At 74.9% G+C, this 19,099-nt stretch carries 16 protein-coding genes; 10 read left to right on the forward strand and 6 right to left on the reverse strand.

Features of this window, described 5'->3' with window-relative positions:
- The first annotated feature begins 97 nt into the window (after positions 1-97).
- From ACFVHI_RS34860 to ACFVHI_RS34875, 4 genes are all read left to right on the forward strand, one after another.
- Positions 98-916: a class F sortase gene (locus tag ACFVHI_RS34860; protein ID WP_363370799.1), complete on the forward strand. Its 819-nt coding sequence runs from the start codon at positions 98-100 to the stop codon at positions 914-916.
- A gap of 175 nt (positions 917-1,091) precedes the next feature.
- On the forward strand, positions 1,092-1,988 hold the full coding sequence (locus ACFVHI_RS34865) for a hypothetical protein (RefSeq protein WP_380345938.1): 897 nt from the start codon (positions 1,092-1,094) through the stop codon (positions 1,986-1,988).
- Positions 1,985-2,773: a response regulator transcription factor gene (locus tag ACFVHI_RS34870; RefSeq protein WP_063350333.1), complete on the forward strand. Its 789-nt coding sequence runs from the start codon at positions 1,985-1,987 to the stop codon at positions 2,771-2,773. The genes ACFVHI_RS34865 and ACFVHI_RS34870 overlap by 4 nt, the downstream gene beginning before the upstream one ends.
- Complete coding sequence (locus ACFVHI_RS34875) at positions 2,770-3,987, forward strand: sensor histidine kinase (RefSeq protein ID WP_380345940.1); 1,218 nt, start codon at positions 2,770-2,772, stop codon at positions 3,985-3,987. Before ACFVHI_RS34870 ends, ACFVHI_RS34875 begins: the two co-directional genes overlap by 4 nt.
- A gap of 147 nt (positions 3,988-4,134) precedes the next feature.
- Here ACFVHI_RS34875 and ACFVHI_RS34880 read toward each other — a convergent pair whose 3' ends face one another.
- Positions 4,135-4,377, reverse strand: coding sequence for a hypothetical protein (locus ACFVHI_RS34880; protein ID WP_063350331.1), 243 nt, complete (start codon positions 4,375-4,377; stop codon positions 4,135-4,137).
- 311 nt (positions 4,378-4,688) lie between these two features.
- Between ACFVHI_RS34880 and ACFVHI_RS34885 the strand changes: the two genes are divergently transcribed.
- The 5 genes from ACFVHI_RS34885 (at position 4,689) to ACFVHI_RS34905 (ending at position 10,193) form a co-directional block, all read left to right on the forward strand.
- The gene (locus tag ACFVHI_RS34885; protein WP_380345943.1) at positions 4,689-5,393 is read left to right on the forward strand and encodes a GNAT family N-acetyltransferase; all 705 of its coding nucleotides are present in this window, start codon (positions 4,689-4,691) and stop codon (positions 5,391-5,393) included.
- 262 nt (positions 5,394-5,655) lie between these two features.
- A complete protein-coding gene (locus ACFVHI_RS34890) occupies positions 5,656-6,918 on the forward strand; it encodes a MurT ligase domain-containing protein (protein WP_063350329.1) in 1,263 nt (420 codons plus the stop codon).
- A gap of 46 nt (positions 6,919-6,964) precedes the next feature.
- Complete coding sequence (locus ACFVHI_RS34895) at positions 6,965-7,693, forward strand: type 1 glutamine amidotransferase (RefSeq protein WP_063350328.1); 729 nt, start codon at positions 6,965-6,967, stop codon at positions 7,691-7,693.
- Positions 7,694-8,047: 354 nt separating this feature from the next.
- Complete coding sequence (locus ACFVHI_RS34900) at positions 8,048-9,073, forward strand: 6-phosphofructokinase (protein WP_063350327.1); 1,026 nt, start codon at positions 8,048-8,050, stop codon at positions 9,071-9,073.
- A 124-nt stretch (positions 9,074-9,197) separates the two neighbouring features.
- Positions 9,198-10,193: a 2-hydroxyacid dehydrogenase gene (locus tag ACFVHI_RS34905; RefSeq protein ID WP_063350326.1), complete on the forward strand. Its 996-nt coding sequence runs from the start codon at positions 9,198-9,200 to the stop codon at positions 10,191-10,193.
- Between the two features lie 38 nt (positions 10,194-10,231).
- Here ACFVHI_RS34905 and ACFVHI_RS34910 read toward each other — a convergent pair whose 3' ends face one another.
- Positions 10,232-11,305, reverse strand: coding sequence for a hypothetical protein (locus ACFVHI_RS34910; RefSeq protein WP_063350325.1), 1,074 nt, complete (start codon positions 11,303-11,305; stop codon positions 10,232-10,234).
- Positions 11,306-11,564: 259 nt separating this feature from the next.
- Between ACFVHI_RS34910 and ACFVHI_RS34915 the strand changes: the two genes are divergently transcribed.
- The gene (locus tag ACFVHI_RS34915; protein WP_380345946.1) at positions 11,565-14,762 is read left to right on the forward strand and encodes a BTAD domain-containing putative transcriptional regulator; all 3,198 of its coding nucleotides are present in this window, start codon (positions 11,565-11,567) and stop codon (positions 14,760-14,762) included.
- A gap of 100 nt (positions 14,763-14,862) precedes the next feature.
- Here ACFVHI_RS34915 and ACFVHI_RS34920 read toward each other — a convergent pair whose 3' ends face one another.
- The 4 genes from ACFVHI_RS34920 to ACFVHI_RS34935 form a co-directional block, all read right to left on the reverse strand.
- Positions 14,863-15,099 carry a hypothetical protein gene (locus ACFVHI_RS34920; protein WP_063350324.1) on the reverse strand — a complete coding sequence of 79 codons (237 nt, stop codon included), beginning with the start codon at positions 15,097-15,099 and terminating at the stop codon, positions 14,863-14,865.
- 162 nt (positions 15,100-15,261) lie between these two features.
- The gene (ddaH, locus tag ACFVHI_RS34925; RefSeq protein WP_363370824.1) at positions 15,262-16,074 is read right to left on the reverse strand and encodes a dimethylargininase; all 813 of its coding nucleotides are present in this window, start codon (positions 16,072-16,074) and stop codon (positions 15,262-15,264) included.
- Positions 16,075-16,175: 101 nt separating this feature from the next.
- Positions 16,176-17,498 (reverse strand): MFS transporter, encoded by a 1,323-nt coding sequence (locus ACFVHI_RS34930; RefSeq protein WP_380345948.1) that lies wholly within the window; start codon positions 17,496-17,498, stop codon positions 16,176-16,178.
- Between the two features lie 6 nt (positions 17,499-17,504).
- A partial coding sequence (locus tag ACFVHI_RS34935) for a thioesterase domain-containing protein (RefSeq protein ID WP_380345950.1) occupies positions 17,505-19,099 on the reverse strand: 1,595 nt, incomplete at its 5' end.

Here is a 19,099-nt window from a genome sequence, read left to right on the forward strand (position 1 = left end):
CCGGGTGGGGGCGGCTCACCCCGCCCCCGCGCCCGCGGGCCCCCCCGGCGCCGTCCCCCCGCCCGTGCCGGGGGGGGGGGGCGCCGCCGGGGGCCCGGTGGGTACCGGGGCCCCGGCGGGCGGCGGGCAGCCCGACAGGACGCCCGGCGCCGACGGGCCGGCCCGCCACGGCCTCCCGCGCGGTGGCCGCAACCGGCGGCGCCGCAAGGCCTCCCCCGGCCCGGGCACACTGCGCCGGACGGCGTTCGGTGCGGCGGGCCTCGCCTGCCTGGTGCTGGGCACCACCGTGGCGTTGTCCGGCCAGCACACCCCGGTGGTGCGGGTCGAGCCCTCGGTGCACGGCAGTACCGACAACCCGGCGGCCGCGCCCTCGGGAGGCCCCGGAACCGCGGGGACCACGGGGACGGCCGGGACCGCCGGGAGCCCGGCCGGCGCGCCGAAGCCCTTCGCCGCTTCGGCGCCGACCCGGCTGCTGGTCCCGGCCGCCGGGGTGGACGCCCCGGTGACCGGCCTCGGGCTGAATCCCGACGGGACGGTCGAAGTGCCGGCCGCCGACCGGGCCGACGAGGTCGGCTGGTACCGCAACGGGCCGACGCCCGGGGAGGCCGGCCCCGCCGTCCTCATCGGGCACTACGACACCGCGCACGGCCCGGCGGTCTTCCACGGCGTGCCGAAGCTGCGGCCGGGCGACCTGATCCAGGTGCGGCGCGCGGACGGCAGCACCGTGGACTTCAAGGTCCGCTCGCTGCTCCAGGCCGCCAAGGACCGCTTCCCGACCGAAACGGTCTACGGTGACACTCCCGAACCCGCTCTCAGGCTCATCACCTGCGGCGGGCGGATCGGCTCGGACGGGCACTGGACGGACAACATCATCGTCCTGGCGGACCTGGCCGGTCCGGGCGGCGCGACCGGCTGAAGCCGCCCCGCCGTCCCGGTCGTCCCGGCCGTCGGGTCGTTTCGACTGTCGAACCGGCGCGGCGGCCGGGACGGCGGGACGGGAACCACCGACCGCCGTCCACGCGACCTACCACCGAGGCCGGTGCGGGGACGAACCGGCGCATCGCCGCAGACCAGGAGGACGAGCACCGACCGTGGCAGCAGCATCCCCACCCCGCCGCCGGCCCGTCGCCGTGCCGGTGGCGGCCCTCGCCGCCCTGGCCGTCCTCGTGACGCTCGCGGCCCTGGCCCTCGGCCGCGCCACCCCCGGCGGGCTCCAGGACCACGGCGCCACCCAGCCGGTGGCGCCGCCGCTGGTGGCCCAGCCGCTCTGGCCCGACCTGGCGGCCTCCCCGCCGCCGCGCCCTCCCGCCACCGGCGCCGGGGCCGCCACCCAGGCCGCGCCGCAACCCGTCCCGGACGTGACCGTCCCCGGGCACGACATCAAGACGGTCGACGTCCGCACCGTCCTCGCCAAGGACTCCACGGTGGGCCCGGAGGAGCGGCGCGCCCTGGACTCCTGCCCCGCCTGCGACGTCCGCAGCCCCGAGTTCCGTGACCTCACCGGCGACGGGCGGGAGGAACTGGTCGTCGCCGTCGCCACCCCCGGGCCCGTGGTCCTGCACGTCTACCTGCTGGCCGACGACCGGCTGCTGCCCATCCTCCAGGTCGAGGTGCTGAAGGGGTTCAGCGCCGCGACCGTGGGATCCGACCTGTGGCTCTACGAGCCGACCGGCGCGTTCGTCCGGACCAGCAGCCACTACCAGTGGGACGGCGTCCGGCTCGGCCTGCTGGAGCGGAAGGTCGAGGACACCGGCCCGATCGCCGGCCCGATCGCCGGCCCGGCCGGCGGAGCCACGAACGGCGCCGCACAGACGCCCACCAGCACGCCCTCCGCCGGCCCCGCCGTCGCCCAGCGCAGCGGCCGCCCATCCGCCCAGCCGCAGCCCTCCCTGCCCGAAGCCGGCGCCGGCGCGGGCGTCTCCTCCCCGAAGACGGCCGTCCCGGTCCCCGTCCGCCCGCCCTCGGCTCCCTCGGAAGCGAAGCCATGACCCCCGCAGCCGCGCCCGCCCACCCGCACATCCTGCTCGTCGAGGACGACGAGGTGATCCGGGAGGCCACCCGGATGGCCCTGGAGCGCTACGGCTTCCCGGTCACCACGGCCGCCGACGGCCTGGAGGGCCTGGAGGCCTTCCACGCCGTGCGCCCCGACCTCCTCCTGCTGGACGTCATGCTGCCGCTCCTCGACGGGGTCGGCCTCTGCCGCCGGATCCGGGAGGAGAGCCAGCTGCCGATCCTGATGATGTCGGCGCGCACCGACCCGGTCGACGTGGTGTCCGGTCTGGAGGCCGGGGCGGACGACTACGTCGTCAAGCCCTTCGAGAGCGCCGTGCTGGTCGCCCGGATCCGCACCGTGCTACGCCGGGTGCGGGTGGTCCCGGCCGAACCCGCGCTGCCCGAGGAGCCGGTGGACCCCGCCGCTCCCGTCACCGCCCCTGCCGCCGCCGTTCCCACCGCCGCCGTGCCTGCGGACGCCCCTTCCTCCGCGCTGCGCAGCTTCGACGGCATGCAGGTGGACACCGACAGCATGGAGGTGCGCGTCGACGGCCACCTCGTCCCGCTCACCCCCACCGAGCTGCGGCTGCTGCTGGAGTTCACCGCCGCGCCCGGCATCGTGCTGGAGCGCTCCACCCTGCTGGAACGCGTCTGGGACTACGACTGGGGCGCCGACACCCGGGTGGTGGACGTCCACGTGCAGCGGCTGCGCGCCAAGATCGGCTCCGGCCGGATCGAGACCGTCCGCGGGTTCGGCTACAAACTGCGGCGTCCGGCATGACCCTGCGCCGTCAGATCGCCACCGCCGTCGCCGCCATCGCCGTCCTGGTGGCGGTGGCCGTCGGCCTGCTGGTCCACCAGGCGATGATCCGTCAGCACGTGGACCAGGCCCGCGCCGCCGCGCTCGCCGCGCTCGGCTCGGCCGTGGACACCTACAAGCGCGGCGAGGTCACCGACCGGTTCGCCCTGGACGACCCGGCGCTGCCCGAGGGGCTGCGGACGCTCGCGGCCGGCGGCCGTGAGGGCTCGCTGCTCGCCGGCGGTCCGCAGGGCGAGTCGATGTGGGCGGCCCGACCGGTCCAGACCGGGGTGCTCTCCGTCCGGGTGGACTTCACCCAGGACCGGCAGGCGATCGCCGACCTCGACCGGATCATCCTGATCACCGTCGTCGCCGCGGTCTTCACCACGGTCCTGGCCGGCGTGCTCGTCGCCGACCGGATCAGCCGCCGACTGCGCACCGCGGCGACGGCCGCCCGGGGCATCGCCGCCGGCCGGACGGACACCCGGATCGGCGAGCTCGTCGACGGGAAGGACGAGGTCGCCGACCTCGCCGCCGCCGTCGACCTGATGTCCCGCACCCTGCACCAGCGGCTGGAGGACGAGCAGCGCTTCACGGCGGACGTCGCCCACGAACTGCGCACCCCGCTCACCGGCCTGGTCACCGCGGCCGAACTGCTCCCGCCCGGCCGCCCCACCCAACTCGTCCAGAACCGGGTGCAGGCCCTGCGCTCGCTGGTCGAGGACCTGCTGGAGGTCTCCCGTCTCGACGCCGACGCCGAGATCCCGGACTTCGCCCCCGTCCCGCTGGAGCGCGCGGTGCGCCGCACCGTCACGCTCACCGGCCTGGAGGTCGACGTGGACGTGGACGCGGCCGCCGACCGCCAGGTCCGCACCGACCTGCGCCGCCTCGACCGCATCCTCGGCAACCTGCTGCTCAACGCCCACCGGCACGGCACCGCGCCGATCCGGCTGCACGTCGACGGCCACCGGATCACCGTCCGCGACCACGGCCCCGGCTACCCCGACGACCTCCTCGCCCGCGGCCCCCAGCGCTTCCGCACCAACGCCCCCGAACGCGGACGCGGCCACGGCCTCGGCCTCACCATCGCCACCGGCCACGCCCGGGTCATCGGCGCCGACCTCACCTTCACCAACCACCCCGACGGCGGCGCCCTCGCCACCCTCACCCTCCCCGACGACCCGTCCCACCCCTGACCGCTCAACCGCAGCCGTGAGATACGGCCGCCCATGTGGCGGCGGTGGCCGGGGCCTGAGGCGGTCCCTCGGGTGGCCCCGGCCCGCTGGGTCGCCGGGTCGCTCGGCCGTCACTCGGCCGTCGCCCGGCCGCCGCTCAGTTGTCGCTCAGCTGTCGCTCGGCTGGACGACGCACGCCGAGTTCGCGAGCATCGACCCGAAGCCGCCGAGCAGCGTGGAGACGACAGCCTTGCAGGCGGCGGCCTCCTGCGGGGTCTTGGGCCCGTCCGCGGCGGCCGCCGGCTGGGCGAGGGCGATCGGCGCGGCCAGCAGCAGTGCGCAGCACACCGCGCCCAGTACGGACCGCCGCACGAGGGCGGACTTCTTCAGGAGGGACGAGGGGAAGGACATGTGGGCCCCTTCGGGGGAGGTGGGATCGGCGGAAAGCCGAGCCATCCCTATCCGAAGGGGCTCGTCCGTTCCCGGATTCTGCGCCATCCGTGAGCGTGTTCAGGTCAACAGCCCGATCGGGGCCGGGCGAGCACCCCAGGCCCGTCGGCCACCCTGGCGCCCGAACCCGGTCGAGTCCGATCGAGCCCGGTCGAGCCCCGTCGAGCCCCCGGAACATGGCCACGCTCGTCACGCTCCGGAACCGCCCAGGTCATTCCTGCGTTCACGATCACGTAACCGGCCGGAAGCGCGGCGTCGGTAGCGTCGGCGGCATGACGGCATCACGCACTCGCCCCGAACGGCTCTGGCACCGGCCTTTCCGCAGGTCCGACCGCAGGTGCGCGGCGCCCGAGGGCCAGGCCGCCCGGCTGCCCGCGCTCGCCGGGGGCCCGTTGCGGCCCGCCCGTCCGCACCCCCCGGTCGACCGGCCGCGAGCCGTGACGGAGCCGGACCGGGCGGCGCCGTCCCGCCTGACACTGGCGGACGGGACGGCGCTGACGCTGCGCCCCGCCGGACCGGCCGACCGGGCCGCGGCCCTGGCGATGCACCTCCGCTGCTCCCCCGCCTCGCTGCGGCTGCGCTACCACGGGCCGGTCCGCGACGCCGGCCGCTACCTGGACCACCTGCTGGACGCCCGGCGCGGCCACAGCCTCGCCGCGACGGCCGCCGACGGGCGGATCGTCGCCCTCGGGCACCTGATGTGGGACGACGACGAGGCGGAGCTGGCGGTGCTGGTCGAGGACGCCTGGCAGCGGCGCGGACTCGGTCCGGCCCTGCTGCGGCAGCTCTCGGCGGCGGCCCGGGCGGCCGGTGTGACAACCGTGTACGCGGTGACCCACGCCTCCAACACCGGGCTGATCACCGCGATGCGCCGGCTGGCCGCGCCGCTGGACTTCCGGGCCGAGGACGGCACCCTGGTGATCACCGCCACGCTGGCCGCGGACGAGCCGGCCTCCTGCGTCCGTCCGGGCCGCTGATCTTTTCTTCACCACATCCTCACCCGGGAACCCCGAGAGCCCGGAGAGCGTCCCAAGCGACGAAGGCCCCCTCCGTACACCGTCTTCCCCGACGATCCGTCAGGGCGCCCGAAGCGGCGCCTCCGGCCGCGTCGCAGCAGGCTGCCTGGGGTCCGGATCGTCGAGCCGGGCGGCGGAGTCGGTAGGCTGGCCCCGTCCCCGCCGCCCGACGGCCCGTTAATCCGGACCCGGGTGGTGCCGCAGCAAGGAGGAACCACTGAGCATGGCAGGCACCGAATCGGAGCCCACAGGCGCACGCGACGCCTCGCTGCCGGCCCGCGCCAAGATCGCGGTCACGGCCGGTCGGGTCGCTGCCGCCGTGTCCCGCAAGGCCGGACGCGGAAGCGGCTCGGTGATCGGCGGCAAGGTCGCCCTGAGGCTCGACCCCGACCTGCTCGCCACCCTCGCCGACCACCTCGACGTCGTCCTGGTCAGCGCCACCAACGGCAAGACCACCACGACCCGCCTGATCGCCGAGGCGCTGCGCGCCGCCGGCCCGGTGGTCTCCAACGCCCTGGGCGCCAACATGCCGGCCGGCATCACCTCCGCCCTGGCCGGCGGCTCGGACGCCCGCTTCGGCGTGATCGAGGTCGACGAGAAGTACCTGGCGGGCGTCGCCCGCGACACCCGCCCCAAGGCGATCGCCCTGCTCAACCTCTCCCGCGACCAGCTCGACCGCGCCGCCGAGACCCGGATGATGGCCGAGAAGTGGCGCGAGGGCCTTCAGGACACCGAGGCCGTGGTCATCGCCAACGCCGACGACCCGCTGGTGACCTGGGCCGCCTCCTCCTGCAAGAAGGTGGTCTGGGTGGCCGCCGGGCAGGCCTGGAAGGAGGACGCCTGGTCCTGCCCCGCCTGCGGCGGTGTGATGCAGCGCCCCGGCGACGACTGGTTCTGCCAGGAGTGCGGCTTCCGGCGCCCCAACCCGCACTGGGCGCTCCAGGGCACCCACGTGATCGACCCGCAGCGCGGCGCCTGGCCGATCCAGCTCCAGCTACCCGGCCGGGCCAACCTGGCCAACGCCACCAGCTCGGCCGCCGTCGCCGCCGTGTTCGGCGTCTCCCCGCAGGTCGCGCTGGAGCGGATGCGCTCGGTCTCGGCCGTCGCCGGCCGCTACGACGTGGTCCAGTACCAGGGCCGGGACATCCGGCTGCTGCTGGCCAAGAACCCGGCCGGCTGGCTGGAGACCTTCTCGCTGATCGACGGCCCGCCCGCGCCGGTGATCCTCTCCGTCAACGCGCTCGACGCCGACGGCACGGACACCTCCTGGCTGTGGGACGTCGACTACGAGCGCCTCGCCGGGCACCCGGTGTTCGTGATGGGGCAGCGCAAGCTGGACCTGGCCGTCCGCCTGGAGGTCGCCGGACTGCAGTTCCACGTGGTGGACACGCTGGAGCAGGCCGTCCGGATGGCCCCGCCCGGCCGGATCGAGGCCATCGCCAACTACACCGCCTTCCAGCAGCTGCGGAAGGTCGTGGCCGGCTGATGCCGCGCCTGCAGCCCCATCTGATCGTGACGGAAGGCCTTCGAGGATGAGTGAGAGCAGCCTGCGCGTGGTCTGGGTCTACCCGGACCTGCTCAGCACCTACGGCGACCGCGGCAACGCCCTGGTCGTGGAGCGCCGGGCCCGCCAGCGCCATCTCAACGTGACCCGGATCGACGTCCGCTCCGACCAGTCCGTCCCCACCAGCGGCGACATCTACCTGATCGGCGGCGGCGAGGACCGTCCGCAGCGGCTCGCCGCCGAGCGGCTGCGCAACGACAGCGGCCTGATCCGGGCCTCCGAGAACGGCGCGATCATCTTCGGCGTCTGCGCGGGCTTCCAGATCATGGGCCACGAGTTCGTCAACGACCTCGGCGAGCGCGAGCCGGGCCTCGGCCTGCTCGACGTCTGGACCACCCGCGGCGACGGCGCCCGCTGCGTCGGCGACGTCCTCGCCGACGTCGACCCGCGCCTCGGCCTGCCGCAGCTGACCGGCTTCGAGAACCACCAGGGCGTCACCCACCTCGGCCAGGGCGTCCAGCCGCTGGCCACCGTGGTCGCCGGCCGGGGCAACGGCACCGGCGACGGCACCGAGGGCGCCTGGCGGGACACCGTGTTCGGCACCTACCTGCACGGCCCGGTGCTGGCCCGCAACCCCGCCGTGGCCGACATGCTGATCAAGCTGGCGCTGGACGTCAACGCCCTGCCGCCGGCCGACACCACCTGGTACGACGCGCTGCGCGCCGAGCGCATCGCCGCCACGACGCGCCCCGCGTAGTACGTCCGCCCGCCCCGGAGCCCGGGTGCCCGCGATGCGGTCACCCGGTTCAGGGGCGGCCCCGGACGTACCACAATGGGGCTGCCTACTGCACACCCTCCTCGGCAGCAGGCTGCACTTCCGCGCGGGGGCGCCGACGGCGCCGCTCCCGCGTCGGCTCCTGCCCGGCCGGACCAGGGGCCGTATGCTCGACTTCGCGGCCGTTTTCGGGCGTTCTGTCCGGATCGGCCGGTCCTTCACCCCGCGGCCACCTCCCCACCACTCCGGCGTGGGAGCGCCCCGCTACGGTGACGGCTCGTCGTCCCAGCCTGTAGTCCGGCCGTTCCTCGGTTCTGCTCGGGAGTTGCAAAGCTAATGCGTATCGGAGTGCTGACCAGCGGCGGTGACTGCCCCGGCCTGAACGCGGTGATCCGTTCCGTGGTCCACCGGGGGGTGGTCGACCACGGCGACGAGATCATCGGTTTCCAGGACGGCTGGCGCGGTCTCCTGGAGGGCGTCCACCGGCCGCTCACCCTCGACTCGGTGAGCGGCATCCTGGCCCAGGGCGGCACGATCCTCGGCTCGTCCCGGGTCCAGCCCAGCCACCTGCGCGACGGCGTCGAGCGCGCCAAGCGACTGTGCGCGGACCTCGGCATCGACGCGGTGATCCCGATCGGCGGCGAGGGCACCCTCAAGGCCGCCAAGCTGATGAGCGACGCCGGACTGCCGGTGGTCGGGGTCCCGAAGACCATCGACAACGACATCGCCTCCACCGACGTCACCTTCGGCTTCGACACCGCCGTCTCGGTCGCCACCGAGGCGCTGGACCGGCTGAAGACCACCGCCGAATCCCACCAGCGGGTCATGGTCGTCGAGGTCATGGGCCGCCACACCGGCTGGATCGCGCTCAACGCGGGCATGGCCGCCGGCGCACACGCCATCGTCGTCCCGGAACGGCCGTTCCACATCGACAAGCTGACCGCCGTCGTCCGCGAACGCTTCGACCGGCAGAAGAAGTTCGCCATCGTGGTCTGCGCCGAAGGCGCCAAGCCCGAGCCCGGCACCATGCACTGGGAAGAGGGCACCAAGGACATCTACGGCCACGAGCGGTTCACCGGCATCGCCACCCAGCTCTCCCGCGAACTGGAGCACCGCCTCGGCAAGGAGGCCCGCCCGGTGATCCTCGGCCACACCCAGCGCGGCGGCACCCCGACCGCGTACGACCGGGTGCTCGCCACCCGCTTCGGCTGGCACGCCGTCGAGGCCGTCCACAAGGGCGCGTTCGGGCACATCACCGCGCTGCAGGGCACCAACATCAACCTGGTGCCGATCGCCGAGGCGGTCGCCGAGCTGAAGACCGTCCCGCAGGAGCGCTACCTGGAGGCGGAGACGGTCATCTGACCTCCCCCGCCCCGTCGAGGGCCCGGACCGCCACCGGTCCGGGCCCTCGTGCGTCCGACGGGCGCCCCCGCGACGGCCCCGCTAGCGTGGCCGGTGGAGCGGACCACTCGCGGAAAGGCAACCGATGGAGATCCTCGCGTACGGGGTGCAGGCCGACGAACGGCCGCTGCTGGAACAGGCCTTCGCCGGCCGGCACGGGCTGCGCTGCCTGAGCATGTTCCTCAACCGCGACACCGCCCCACTCGCCGCCGGCTACCCCGCCGTCAGCAGCAGCGTCAACGCCGTCCTCGACGCCGAGACCCTCACCGTCCTCGCCGCCGGCGGCACCAAGCTGATCGCCCAACGCTCCACCGGCTTCAACAACATCGACCTCGACGCCGCCGCCGACCTCGGCCTCACCGTCGCCCGGGTCTCCTACTACAGCCCCTACGCCGTCGCCGAACACGCCTGGACGCTGGCCCTGGCCGTCAACCGCCGCCTCACCCGCGCCGCCACCCGCACCCGCGAGTTCGACTTCCGCCTCGACGGCCTCCTCGGCCGCGACATCCACGGCATGACCATCGGCGTCATCGGCACCGGCAAGATCGGCGAGTGCTTCACCCGCATCGCCGCCGGCTTCGGCACCGAACTCCTCGGCTGGGACATCGCCCCCAACCCCGCCTGCCTCGACCTCGGCATGACCTACACCGAACTCCCCGAACTCCTCACCCGCGCCGACCTGATCAGCCTGCACGTCCCCCTCCTCCCCGCCACCCACCACCTCATCGACGCCGCCGCCCTCGCCCGGATGAAGGACGACGCCATCCTCGTCAACTCCAGCCGCGGCGGCCTCATCGACAGCGCCGCCCTCGTCGAAACCCTCCGCGCCGGCCGCCTCTCCGGCGTCGGCCTCGACGTCTACGAAGAAGAAACCGGCGTCTTCTTCACCGACCGCTCCATCGAAGGCATCACCGACGACACCCTCGCCCGCCTCGTCACCTTCCCCCAAGTCCTCGTCACCAGCCACCAGGCCTACTTCACCCACACCGCCGTCACCCAGATCATCGACGCCACCACCCGCAACATCGACGACTACGCCAACGGCCGCACCAACGAGAACACCCTCGTCCCGAGGAGCTGACTCCTCGTCGAGGTGGGCGGCCCGGAGGGCGGTCGTGTTCAGCCGTGTTTGGACTCCGGGAGGCGGGCGCGGGGGGTGCCGTCCGGGGTGGCGGGGGCGGTGGTGTCCCAGGCCCGTAGGGCCGTGAGGGCGGCGGCGCGGGCGGGGGCCGTCGGGCGGACGCCCTCCGGGGCGAGGAGGAAGTCGGCGACGGGGGTGAGCAGCAGGGTGGCGGGTCCGGCCGGGAGGAGGCGGGCCTCGTCCCACTGGTGCCGGATGACGGTGCGGCGCAGCAGGGTGCCGTGCCGCGGGCGGAGCGGGCGGGTGAGGGCTTCGCGGCGGTGGAGTTCGGGGGCGACCTCGGCTTCCAGGACGGTGCGCACGCCGCCCAGGGAGCCCAGCGGCACGTGTTCGGCGGCGAGGTCGAGCAGCGCGACGGCCTCCGGGGCGAGCCGGTAGGCGGCGACCACGGCGGCGGTCTCGACGGCTTCGAAGGACTGCCGGGCCAGGCGGGCCACGTCGATCACGTCACCCGCCCGGAAGGCACGGCCGAGCCCCTCCTCCGCGAGGGCGATCAGGCATTCGACGTGATCGTCGGCGGCCAGGTAGGGCCGGACCGGGACGGTGGCGAGGTCGCCGGTGAGCGCGGCGGTTCCGAGCCGGACCTGGTACCACGGGTCGAGCAGCGGGTCCTCGGCCGGCCAGCGCAGGGTGACGGAGGTGTGCCGGGGGCGCTCGCCGAGCAGGGTGACCTCCACGGACTCCACCGGGTGCTCGGTGACCAGCCGGCTGACGGCCTGCCAGAGCGCGGCCTCGGTGGGGCTGACGAGGGTGAGCTCGCCCAGCGGCCGGGGCAGGTCGGACGGGTAGTAGCCGGCCAGCGGGAGGTCTCGGATCGGGCGCACCCCGGTGGCGTCGGCGAGGTCGCGGGCGAGCCGGGCGTAACAGTCGGCCCGGTCGCGGGCGCGCTGCAGTTCGGCGCGGGCGTGCTCGCCCATCCGGACGTCCTCCCGGACGAGCGCGGCGAGCACCAGGTAGGGGAGGTCGCGGGCGCCGCGGGCGCGGTGGAGCAGTTCGACCGGTCCGGCGACCGGGTCGACGTCGAGCAACCGGTAGAGCAGGTCGGTGTTCACTGGCGTCGGCCTCCGAGAAACGTGGTGGTCGCCCGGGCGGCGGCACCCGGGGGGTGTGGCGGGCCCGGCGGGTCGTACCGGGCCGACGGCTGGGGGGCCACACCACTGATTGTGACGGTGGGCGATCAACACCGGATCACTACGGAGTCGACGATCTCTCGACAGCCCACCGGCTGGCGTGGGTTGATAGGGACTCATCAATCGGGGGGCGGACGCGTGCGTGGGCGGGGGCGGGCACATGAAGCGGGCAGGTGCACGAATGAGTGATTTCCGGTTCTCGGTGCTGGGGTTGATGAGAGCGCAGCGCGGCACGACCGTGCTGAAGGTCGGCAGTCCCCAGCAACAGGCGATGCTGGCGGTGCTGCTGCTCCGGCCGGGGCACGGCGCGAGTGCCACGGACCTGATCGACGCCCTGTGGGGTGAGGAGCCGCCGAGCACCGCGGTGACGACGGTGCGGACGTACGCCTGGCGGTGGCGCAAGATCCTGCACGGCGACGAGCCGGACGCGCCGACCGTGCTGACCTCGGTCGGGGACGGCTACCGGCTGGTGCTGCCCAAGCACTCGGTGGACGCGGCGCAGGGCGAGGAGCTGGCGGCGCAGGCCGAGCGCACGGCGGCGGCCGGACAGCCGCAGCAGGCGCGTGACCTGCTGAACCAGGCGTTGGAGCTGTGGCAGGGCGAGCCGCTGGCCGGCATCCCCGGCCCGTTCGCGCAGCGGCAGCGCCAGCGGTTGCAGGAGCTCCGGCTGACCCTGCTGGAGGAGCGGATCGCCCTCGATCTGACGCTGGGCCGCTTCTCCCGGTGCATCCCGGAGCTGACCGCGCTGACCACCGAGCACCCGCTGCACGAACGGGCGTACGGGCTGCTGATGCGCGCGCTGTACCAGGCCGGGCGGCAGGCGGACGCGCTGGCGGTGTACCGGGGCGTGCGTCAGTTGTTCCTGGACGAGCTGGGGGTGGAGCCCGGGGCGGAACTGGACCAGCTGCACCGGCGGATCCTGGAGGGCGACCTGTCGCTCGCCGCCCCGGCGCCGGCCGCGGCGCTGCTCCCCGGCCCGGTGAAGCCGGCCGGGCCCGGGCCCGAGGCGCAGGATCCGCCGGACGGCCCCACGGCGGCGGGTGCGCCCGCCGCGCCCGCCGGCACCAGCACGACGGCGCCCAGACCGGCCCAGCTGCCGCCCGACGCGGCGGACTTCACCGGCCGCACCGTCCAGGTCGAGCGGCTGGGCGAGGCCCTCGGCGCCCCGGGCCAGCAGGCGCTGGTGATCGCGACCGTGGTCGGCATGGGAGGGGTCGGCAAGACCGCGCTGGCCCTGCACGTCGCCCACCGGGCCCGCGACGCCTACCCCGACGGGCAGCTCTACGTCGACCTGCGGGGCGCCGACACCACCCCGGCCGACCCGGAGGCGGTGCTCAGCAGCTTCCTGGTGGCGCTCGGCGTGCCGGCCGACGGGGTGCCCGAGGGGCTGGACGCCCGCTCGGCGCTGTTCCGCTCGGTGGTCGACGGCCGGCGGCTGCTGCTGGTGCTCGACAACGTCCACGACACCGCGCAGATCAGGCCCCTGCTGCCGGGCGCGGTCGGCTGCGCCGTGCTCACCACCAGCCGTACCCGCCTCTCGGGCCTGCCCTCGTCCGTCCAGGCCGACCTCGGCGTGTTCGAGCCGGCGGAGGCACTCGAACTGCTGGGCCGCACGATCGGCGCCGAGCGGCTGGCCGCCGAGCCGGAGGCCGCCCGGGAGCTGCTGCTCGTCTGCGGCCACCTGCCGCTCGCGGTGCGGATCGTGGCGGCCCGGCTGGCCGCCCGGCCGAGCTGGACGGTCCAGACACTGGGCCGCCGGCTGGCGGTCGAACGGCGGCGGATCGACGAGCTGCGCATCGGCGACCTGGCGGTGGAGGCCGCCTTCGAACTGAGCTACCGCCAGTTGACGCCCGCCCAGGCCCGGGCGTTCCGGCTGGCCGCCTCGGTGGACGGCCCCGACATCGGGCTGCCCGCCGCGGCCGCCCTGCTGGACCTGGACGAGTACGACGCCGAGGACCTGCTGGAGTCCCTGGTGGACGTGGCGATGATGGAGTCGCCGTTCCCCGGCCGCTACCGCTACCACGACCTGCTGCGCGCCTTCGCCCGGCGGCGCCCGGACCACCCGGGCGCGGCCGTGGAGGCCCGTGACCGGCTGCTGGACCACCTGCTGGCCACCGCGTGCGCGGCCTTCCAGCACGCCGTCCCGGGAGATCCGGCCGCCGGTGCGCTCGGGCCGGCCCGCAGCGCGGGCGTGGACCTCGGCGGCCCGGACGGCGCCCGGGCCTGGGCCGAGGCGGAGGGTTCCGGGGCGATCGCGCTCGCCGCCCAGGTGGCGTGCTGGACCGTCGCGGACGACACCGCGCCGGCCCCGGCCGACGGCGGCGCAGCACCGGATGCGTTGCGCGCCGCGATCGACCTGCTGATCGCGCTCACGCCGTTCGTCCTCGCCCCGCCCAGCCGCCAGCTCGCCAGTACGGCAGAGGCCCTGGCCACCGCCGCGGACCACCACACCGACCACCGGGCAGCTGGTCGGGCGCACTTCCTCCGCGGCAACGTCGCCCTGGCCGCCACCCGTCTGGAGGAGGCCGAGGCGGCCTCCCGGCTGGCGGTGGCCGCCTCCCGCTCGGCGGGCGACACGGTGATCCTGCGCCAGGCGCTGAACGACCTCGGCCTGGTCTGCCAGTTCCTCAGCCGCTACGACGAGGCCGTCGGGCACTACGACGAGGCACTGCTGCTGGCCCGCGAACTCGGCCACCGCTCCGGGGCGCTGGTGACGACGGTGAACGCCGCGCTGGCCCGGGTGCGCAGCGGGCGGGCCGCCGAGGCCGTACCGATCTGCCACGAGGCGCTCGCCGAGCTGCGGACCCGGCACGACGATCCCGGCCGGGCGTACACGCTGTACGTACTGGGGCTGGCGCTGCACGGGCTGGGGCAGCACGAGGAGGCCGTCACCTGGTTCGGCGAGTGCCTGGCGGTGGCCTCGGCGGCCGGGCTGCGGGCCCGGGCCGCGCACGCCCGCTACCGGATGGCGGACAGTCTGCGCTCGCTGGGCCGGACGGACGAGGCGCTGGAGCACTCCGGGCAGGCGCTGACGCTGTGCGAGGAACTGGGGGCCGAAAGGGACCAGGGCCACGCGCTGGTGGTGCTGGGCCGGACGCTGGCGGACCTCGGGCGGGAGGCCGCGGCGTGGGGCCGGCTGCGGGAGGCGCACCGGATCTTCGTCCGGCTGGGGCTGCCGGAGGCGGAGGAGGTGGCGGGGCTGCTGCCCCGGGGGGAGGGTTCGAACCCTTCGGCCGCTACGGCTGCTTCGGGCTCTTCGGGCTCTTCGGCCTCTTCGGCTCCGTCGACGCCGGCGGCTCCGTCCGTCTCGGATGGGCGTCGGGGCGGTGGCCGGGGGGCGGCGGGTGCTCCGGTGACGAGCTGCGGGCCGGGCCGCTGACGAGCTGATGACCAGCTACTGAAGAATCGATCCTGCCGCTGTTCCGGTGCGGTCTGGAGCCAGTGAGGCCAGGAGCCGGTGCGGTCTGGAACCGGTGTAGTCAGGAGCCGGTGCTGTTCCAGTCGCCGGTGCTGCCGTGGACGGTGCCGGTGGGGCTGGGCTGGGCGGGGGTGGGCGTCGGCGTTGCGCCGCCGCTCACCACCGTCGCCGTCCCGGTGCCGGCCGTCTCCGCCACGGCGGCCGTGGCGGAGAGACCGGCACCCAGGGCGACGGCCACCCCGAGACCGACCGTGAACAGGCGGAGGCGGATGGGGGCGGTGGCCGGACGCTGCGTCATCTCTGGTGCTCCCTTGGCTCGCTTCCCTGGTGGGGAAGGGCTTCCGTCGTGGTGTGGCACCAGTCTGGCCGGGGGCGTTCAACGGCGGATCTACAACCGAGCACCGGTGATCACTGCCGCCCACTCAGGCCGCCCGCTCAGGCCACCCGTCGAGGCTGCCGTTCAGGCCGCCGCGCGGATCTCCAGGGTGCAGCACTTCACGCTGCCACCGCCCTTGAGCAGCTCGCTGAGGTCCATCCCGATCGGCCGGAATCCGCGCTCGCGCAGCCGCGCGGCCAGGCCGACGGCCGCCTCCGGCAGCACCACGTGCAGGCCGTCGCTCACGGCGTTGAGGCCGAACACCGCCGCGTCGGCGCCGTCCACCAGCAGGGCGTCGGGGAACAGCCGGCGCAGGACGGCACGGCTGCCGGCGGAGAAGGCCTCGGGGTTGTACATGATCTCGTCGCCGTCCAGCACGGCCAGCGCGGTGTCCAGGTGGTAGTAGCGCGGGTCGATCAGCTCCAGGCCGATCACCGGGCGCCCGAAGAACTCCTGGGCCTCCGCGTGCCCGTCGGCCACGCTGCGGAAGCCCCGCCCGGCCAGCACGGAGCCCGCGGTCAGCAGCAGGTCCCCCTCGCCCTCGTTGACGTGCTCCGGATCGCGCGTCTCGAAGCCCCGGGCGCGGAACCACTCCAGGTAGGCGGGGCCCTCGGCGGCGCGCTCGGCGTTGCGGAAGCGGGCGCCGAGCACCTTGCCGTCCACCACGGTGGCGCCGTTGGCCGCGTAGACCATGTCGGGCAGGCCCGGGATCGGGTCGATCAGGTCGACCCGGTGACCGAGCTCCTGGTAGAGCGCGTACAGCCGCTCCCACTGCGCCACGGCGAGCCCGGTGTCGACCGGCTTCGCCGGGTCCATCCACGGGTTGATCGCGTAGGTGACCTCGAAGTGGGTCGGACGGCACATCAGGTAGTGGCGCGGGCGGGCGGTGCGGGTCATCGGGGGGCTCCGGGGTGAGGGATCGGGCGGTCGGGGCGGGGTGTGCGGGGTCGGACGGCGGGCTCAGACGGCGGGGTCGGACGGCGGGTCAGACAGCGAGGTCAGACGGCGGGCTCGGGCCGCGCGTCGTCGGCACGGTGGTCGCCGTGCTCGGGGCGCGCCGGGAAGTCGCGCATTCCGCGCAGCGGGCTCGCCAGCAGCACGGCGCCTGCGGACAGCAGCACGCCCGCCATGATCCAGATCGTGGTGCGCGGGCCCAGCACCTCGCCGAGCCAGCCGCCGAGCAGGGCGCCGAGGGGGATCGCGCTGTAGTTGACGGTCGAGGCGCTGGCCCTGATCCGCCCGATCATCGCGGGCGGGCAGTAGGACTGGTAGAAACTGCCGGCCAGCACGTTCCCGGCCACGACGCCGCAGACGGCCACCGACCACGCGAGCGCGCTGACCGCGAGCGGCAGTTGGTCGCCGGCCATCGGCAGCAGGAAGATGAAGGGCGCGACCACCAGCTCGCACAGCAGCAGCCCGCGGGCGCTGCCCAGCCGCCGGGCCAGCCGCCCGGCCACCGCCGCGCCGGCCAGCCCGCCGATGCTCACCACCGCGAACACCAGGCCCACCTCGCCGGATCCGATGCCGACGCTGCGCACCAGGAAGACCGTCTGGACGGCCTGGATGCCGTTCAGCCCGAGGTTGCCGACCGCCCCGAAGCAGGCCAGCGTCCGCAGGTACGGGTCGCGGGCCAGGAAGCCCACGCCCTCGCCGATCTCCTTCAGGATGCCCCGCCGCTGCGACGGCGGCGGAGGCTGCTCCACCACGGTGATCCGGGCCACGCAGACCGCCGAGACGAGGTAGCTCACCGCGTCGGCGAGCAGGCCGCTGGTCGCGCCGAAGACCTGCGACAGCAGGCCGGCCGCACCGGGACCGGCGATCTCCACCGCCGACTCCCCGGAACGCAGCTTGACGTTCGCCTCCAGCACGTCCTCCTTGGCCACCAGCGACGGGAGCACCGCCCCGTACGCGGTGGAGAAGAACACCTTCACCCCGCCGGTCAGCAGGGCCACCAGCACCAGTTGGGCCATGGTCAGCACACCGAGCCAGCCGGCCACCGGCACGCTGACGAACAGGACGAGCAGCAGCAGGTCGCAGACCAGCATCACCCGCAGCTTGGGCCAGCGGTCCACCCAGGCACCGGCCGGCAGCCCGAGGAAGAGCCAGGGCAGCCAGGCCGAGGCGGTCAGCAGGCCGACCGCGAGCGGGCTGGCGTGCAGGGTGACGACGGCCACCAGGGCCAGCGCCACGTTGCCGACCGCCGTACCGAGACCGCTGGTGGTCTCACCGATCCAGAGCCGACGGAAGTCGGCCTGGGCCCACAGCCCCCAGCGGCTGCGGGACGGCTCCGGCGGAGCCATGGCGGGGGTGGTGACGGACATCGCGGGTCACTCTCCAAGCTTCTCGGCGAGCACGGAGGCGATCCGTGCGAGGGGTTCCGGGCGGGTCAGCTCGCCGTGCGCGCAGGCGAGGCGGTGGGGCTCGATCCGGCCGTCCAGGTACGGCCGCCAGGACCGCTCGTAGGGCCAGTCGGCGGGCTTGTCGAGGGTCGCGCCGAAGAAGACGGCGTCGCCCCGGTAGCGGCCGGGCACGTGCTCGGCCATGAGTTTGCGGTGCCGCTCGAACATGCCGGGCAGCTCGGCGGCGGCCTCCCCCAGGACGGCGGCCAGCTCGGCCTGGCCGCGCCCGGCCTCCGGGTCGTAGCCCAGTGACAGCAGCAACTCGGCCAGGGTGTCGACGGGTTCGTCCTCCTCCGGCCCGTCGGCGGCCGCCGGACCGTGGCCGGTGACCGGTGCGCCGTCGAGCAGGGCGAGCACACCGACCGGTGCGCCCTCGGCCTGGAGCCGGACGGCCATCTCCTGCGCGACGACCGCCCCGAAGGACCAGCCGAGCAGGTGGTACGGGCCGGACGGCCACACCGCCCGGATCTGCCGCACGTAGTCCTCGGCGATCTCGGCGACGCTCGCCGGTGCCTCCCCGCGCAGGCCGCGGGCCTGCAGACCGTAGACCGGCCGGTCGGCGCCGAGGTGCGGCAGCAGGCCGGAGTAGACCCAGCTGATGCCGGCGGCCGGGTGGACGCAGAACAGCGGGGCCAGGCCGCCACCGGTGCGCAGCGGCAGCAGCACGTCCAGGGCGTCGGCGGCCGGCCCGGCACCGAGCCGACCGGCCAGTCCGGCGACGGTCGGGGCCTCGAACAGCGCGCGCATCCCGAGGTCGGCGCCGAGGGCGGTGCGGATCCGGGCGAGCAGCTTCATCGCGAGCAGGGAGTGACCGCCGAGCGCGAAGAAGTCGTCGTCGATGCCGACCCCGGCGATCCCCAGGACCTCGGCGAACAGCCCGCAGAGGACCCGTTCCTGTTCGGTGCGCGGCGCGCGGCCCCCGGCGAGTTCGGCGAAGTCCGGGGCGGGCAGGGCCCGGTGGTCGAGCTTGCCGCTGCCGGTGAGCGGCAGCGCGTCGAGCGGGACGACGGCGGCCGGCACCATGTAGCCGGGCAGGAACCCGCCCGCGAAGGCCCGCAGACCTGCCTGGTCCAGCCGGCCGTCGGCCACCACGTAGGCGACCAGACGAGTGCCCGCTGCCCGGTCCTCGACCGGGCGGACGACGGCCCCCGACACCCGGGGGTGCCGCCTCAGGACCTGTTCGATCTCGCCGAGTTCGATCCGGAAGCCGCGGATCTTGACCTGCTGGTCGGTACGGCCCAGGTACTCCAGCTCACCCTCGCGGGAGCGGCGCACCAGGTCGCCGGTGCGGTACATCCTCTCCCCGGACGCGAACGGGCAGGCCACGAACCGCTCCGCGGTCAGCCCCGGCCGGTTCAGGTAACCCCGGGCCAGACCCGCCCCCGCCAAGTACAGCTCACCGGGCACCCCGGCCGGCACCGGGTTCAACCACTCGTCCAGCACATAGGCCTGCGTCCCGGCGACCGTACGGCCCAGCACCGGCTGCTCCGTCGCGGCCAGCGGGTGGACGAGCGTGTCCACCG

Origin of the sequence: Kitasatospora sp. NPDC127121 (assembly GCF_042677305.1) — a bacterium.
In the GTDB taxonomy this organism is placed as follows: domain Bacteria; phylum Actinomycetota; class Actinomycetes; order Streptomycetales; family Streptomycetaceae; genus Kitasatospora.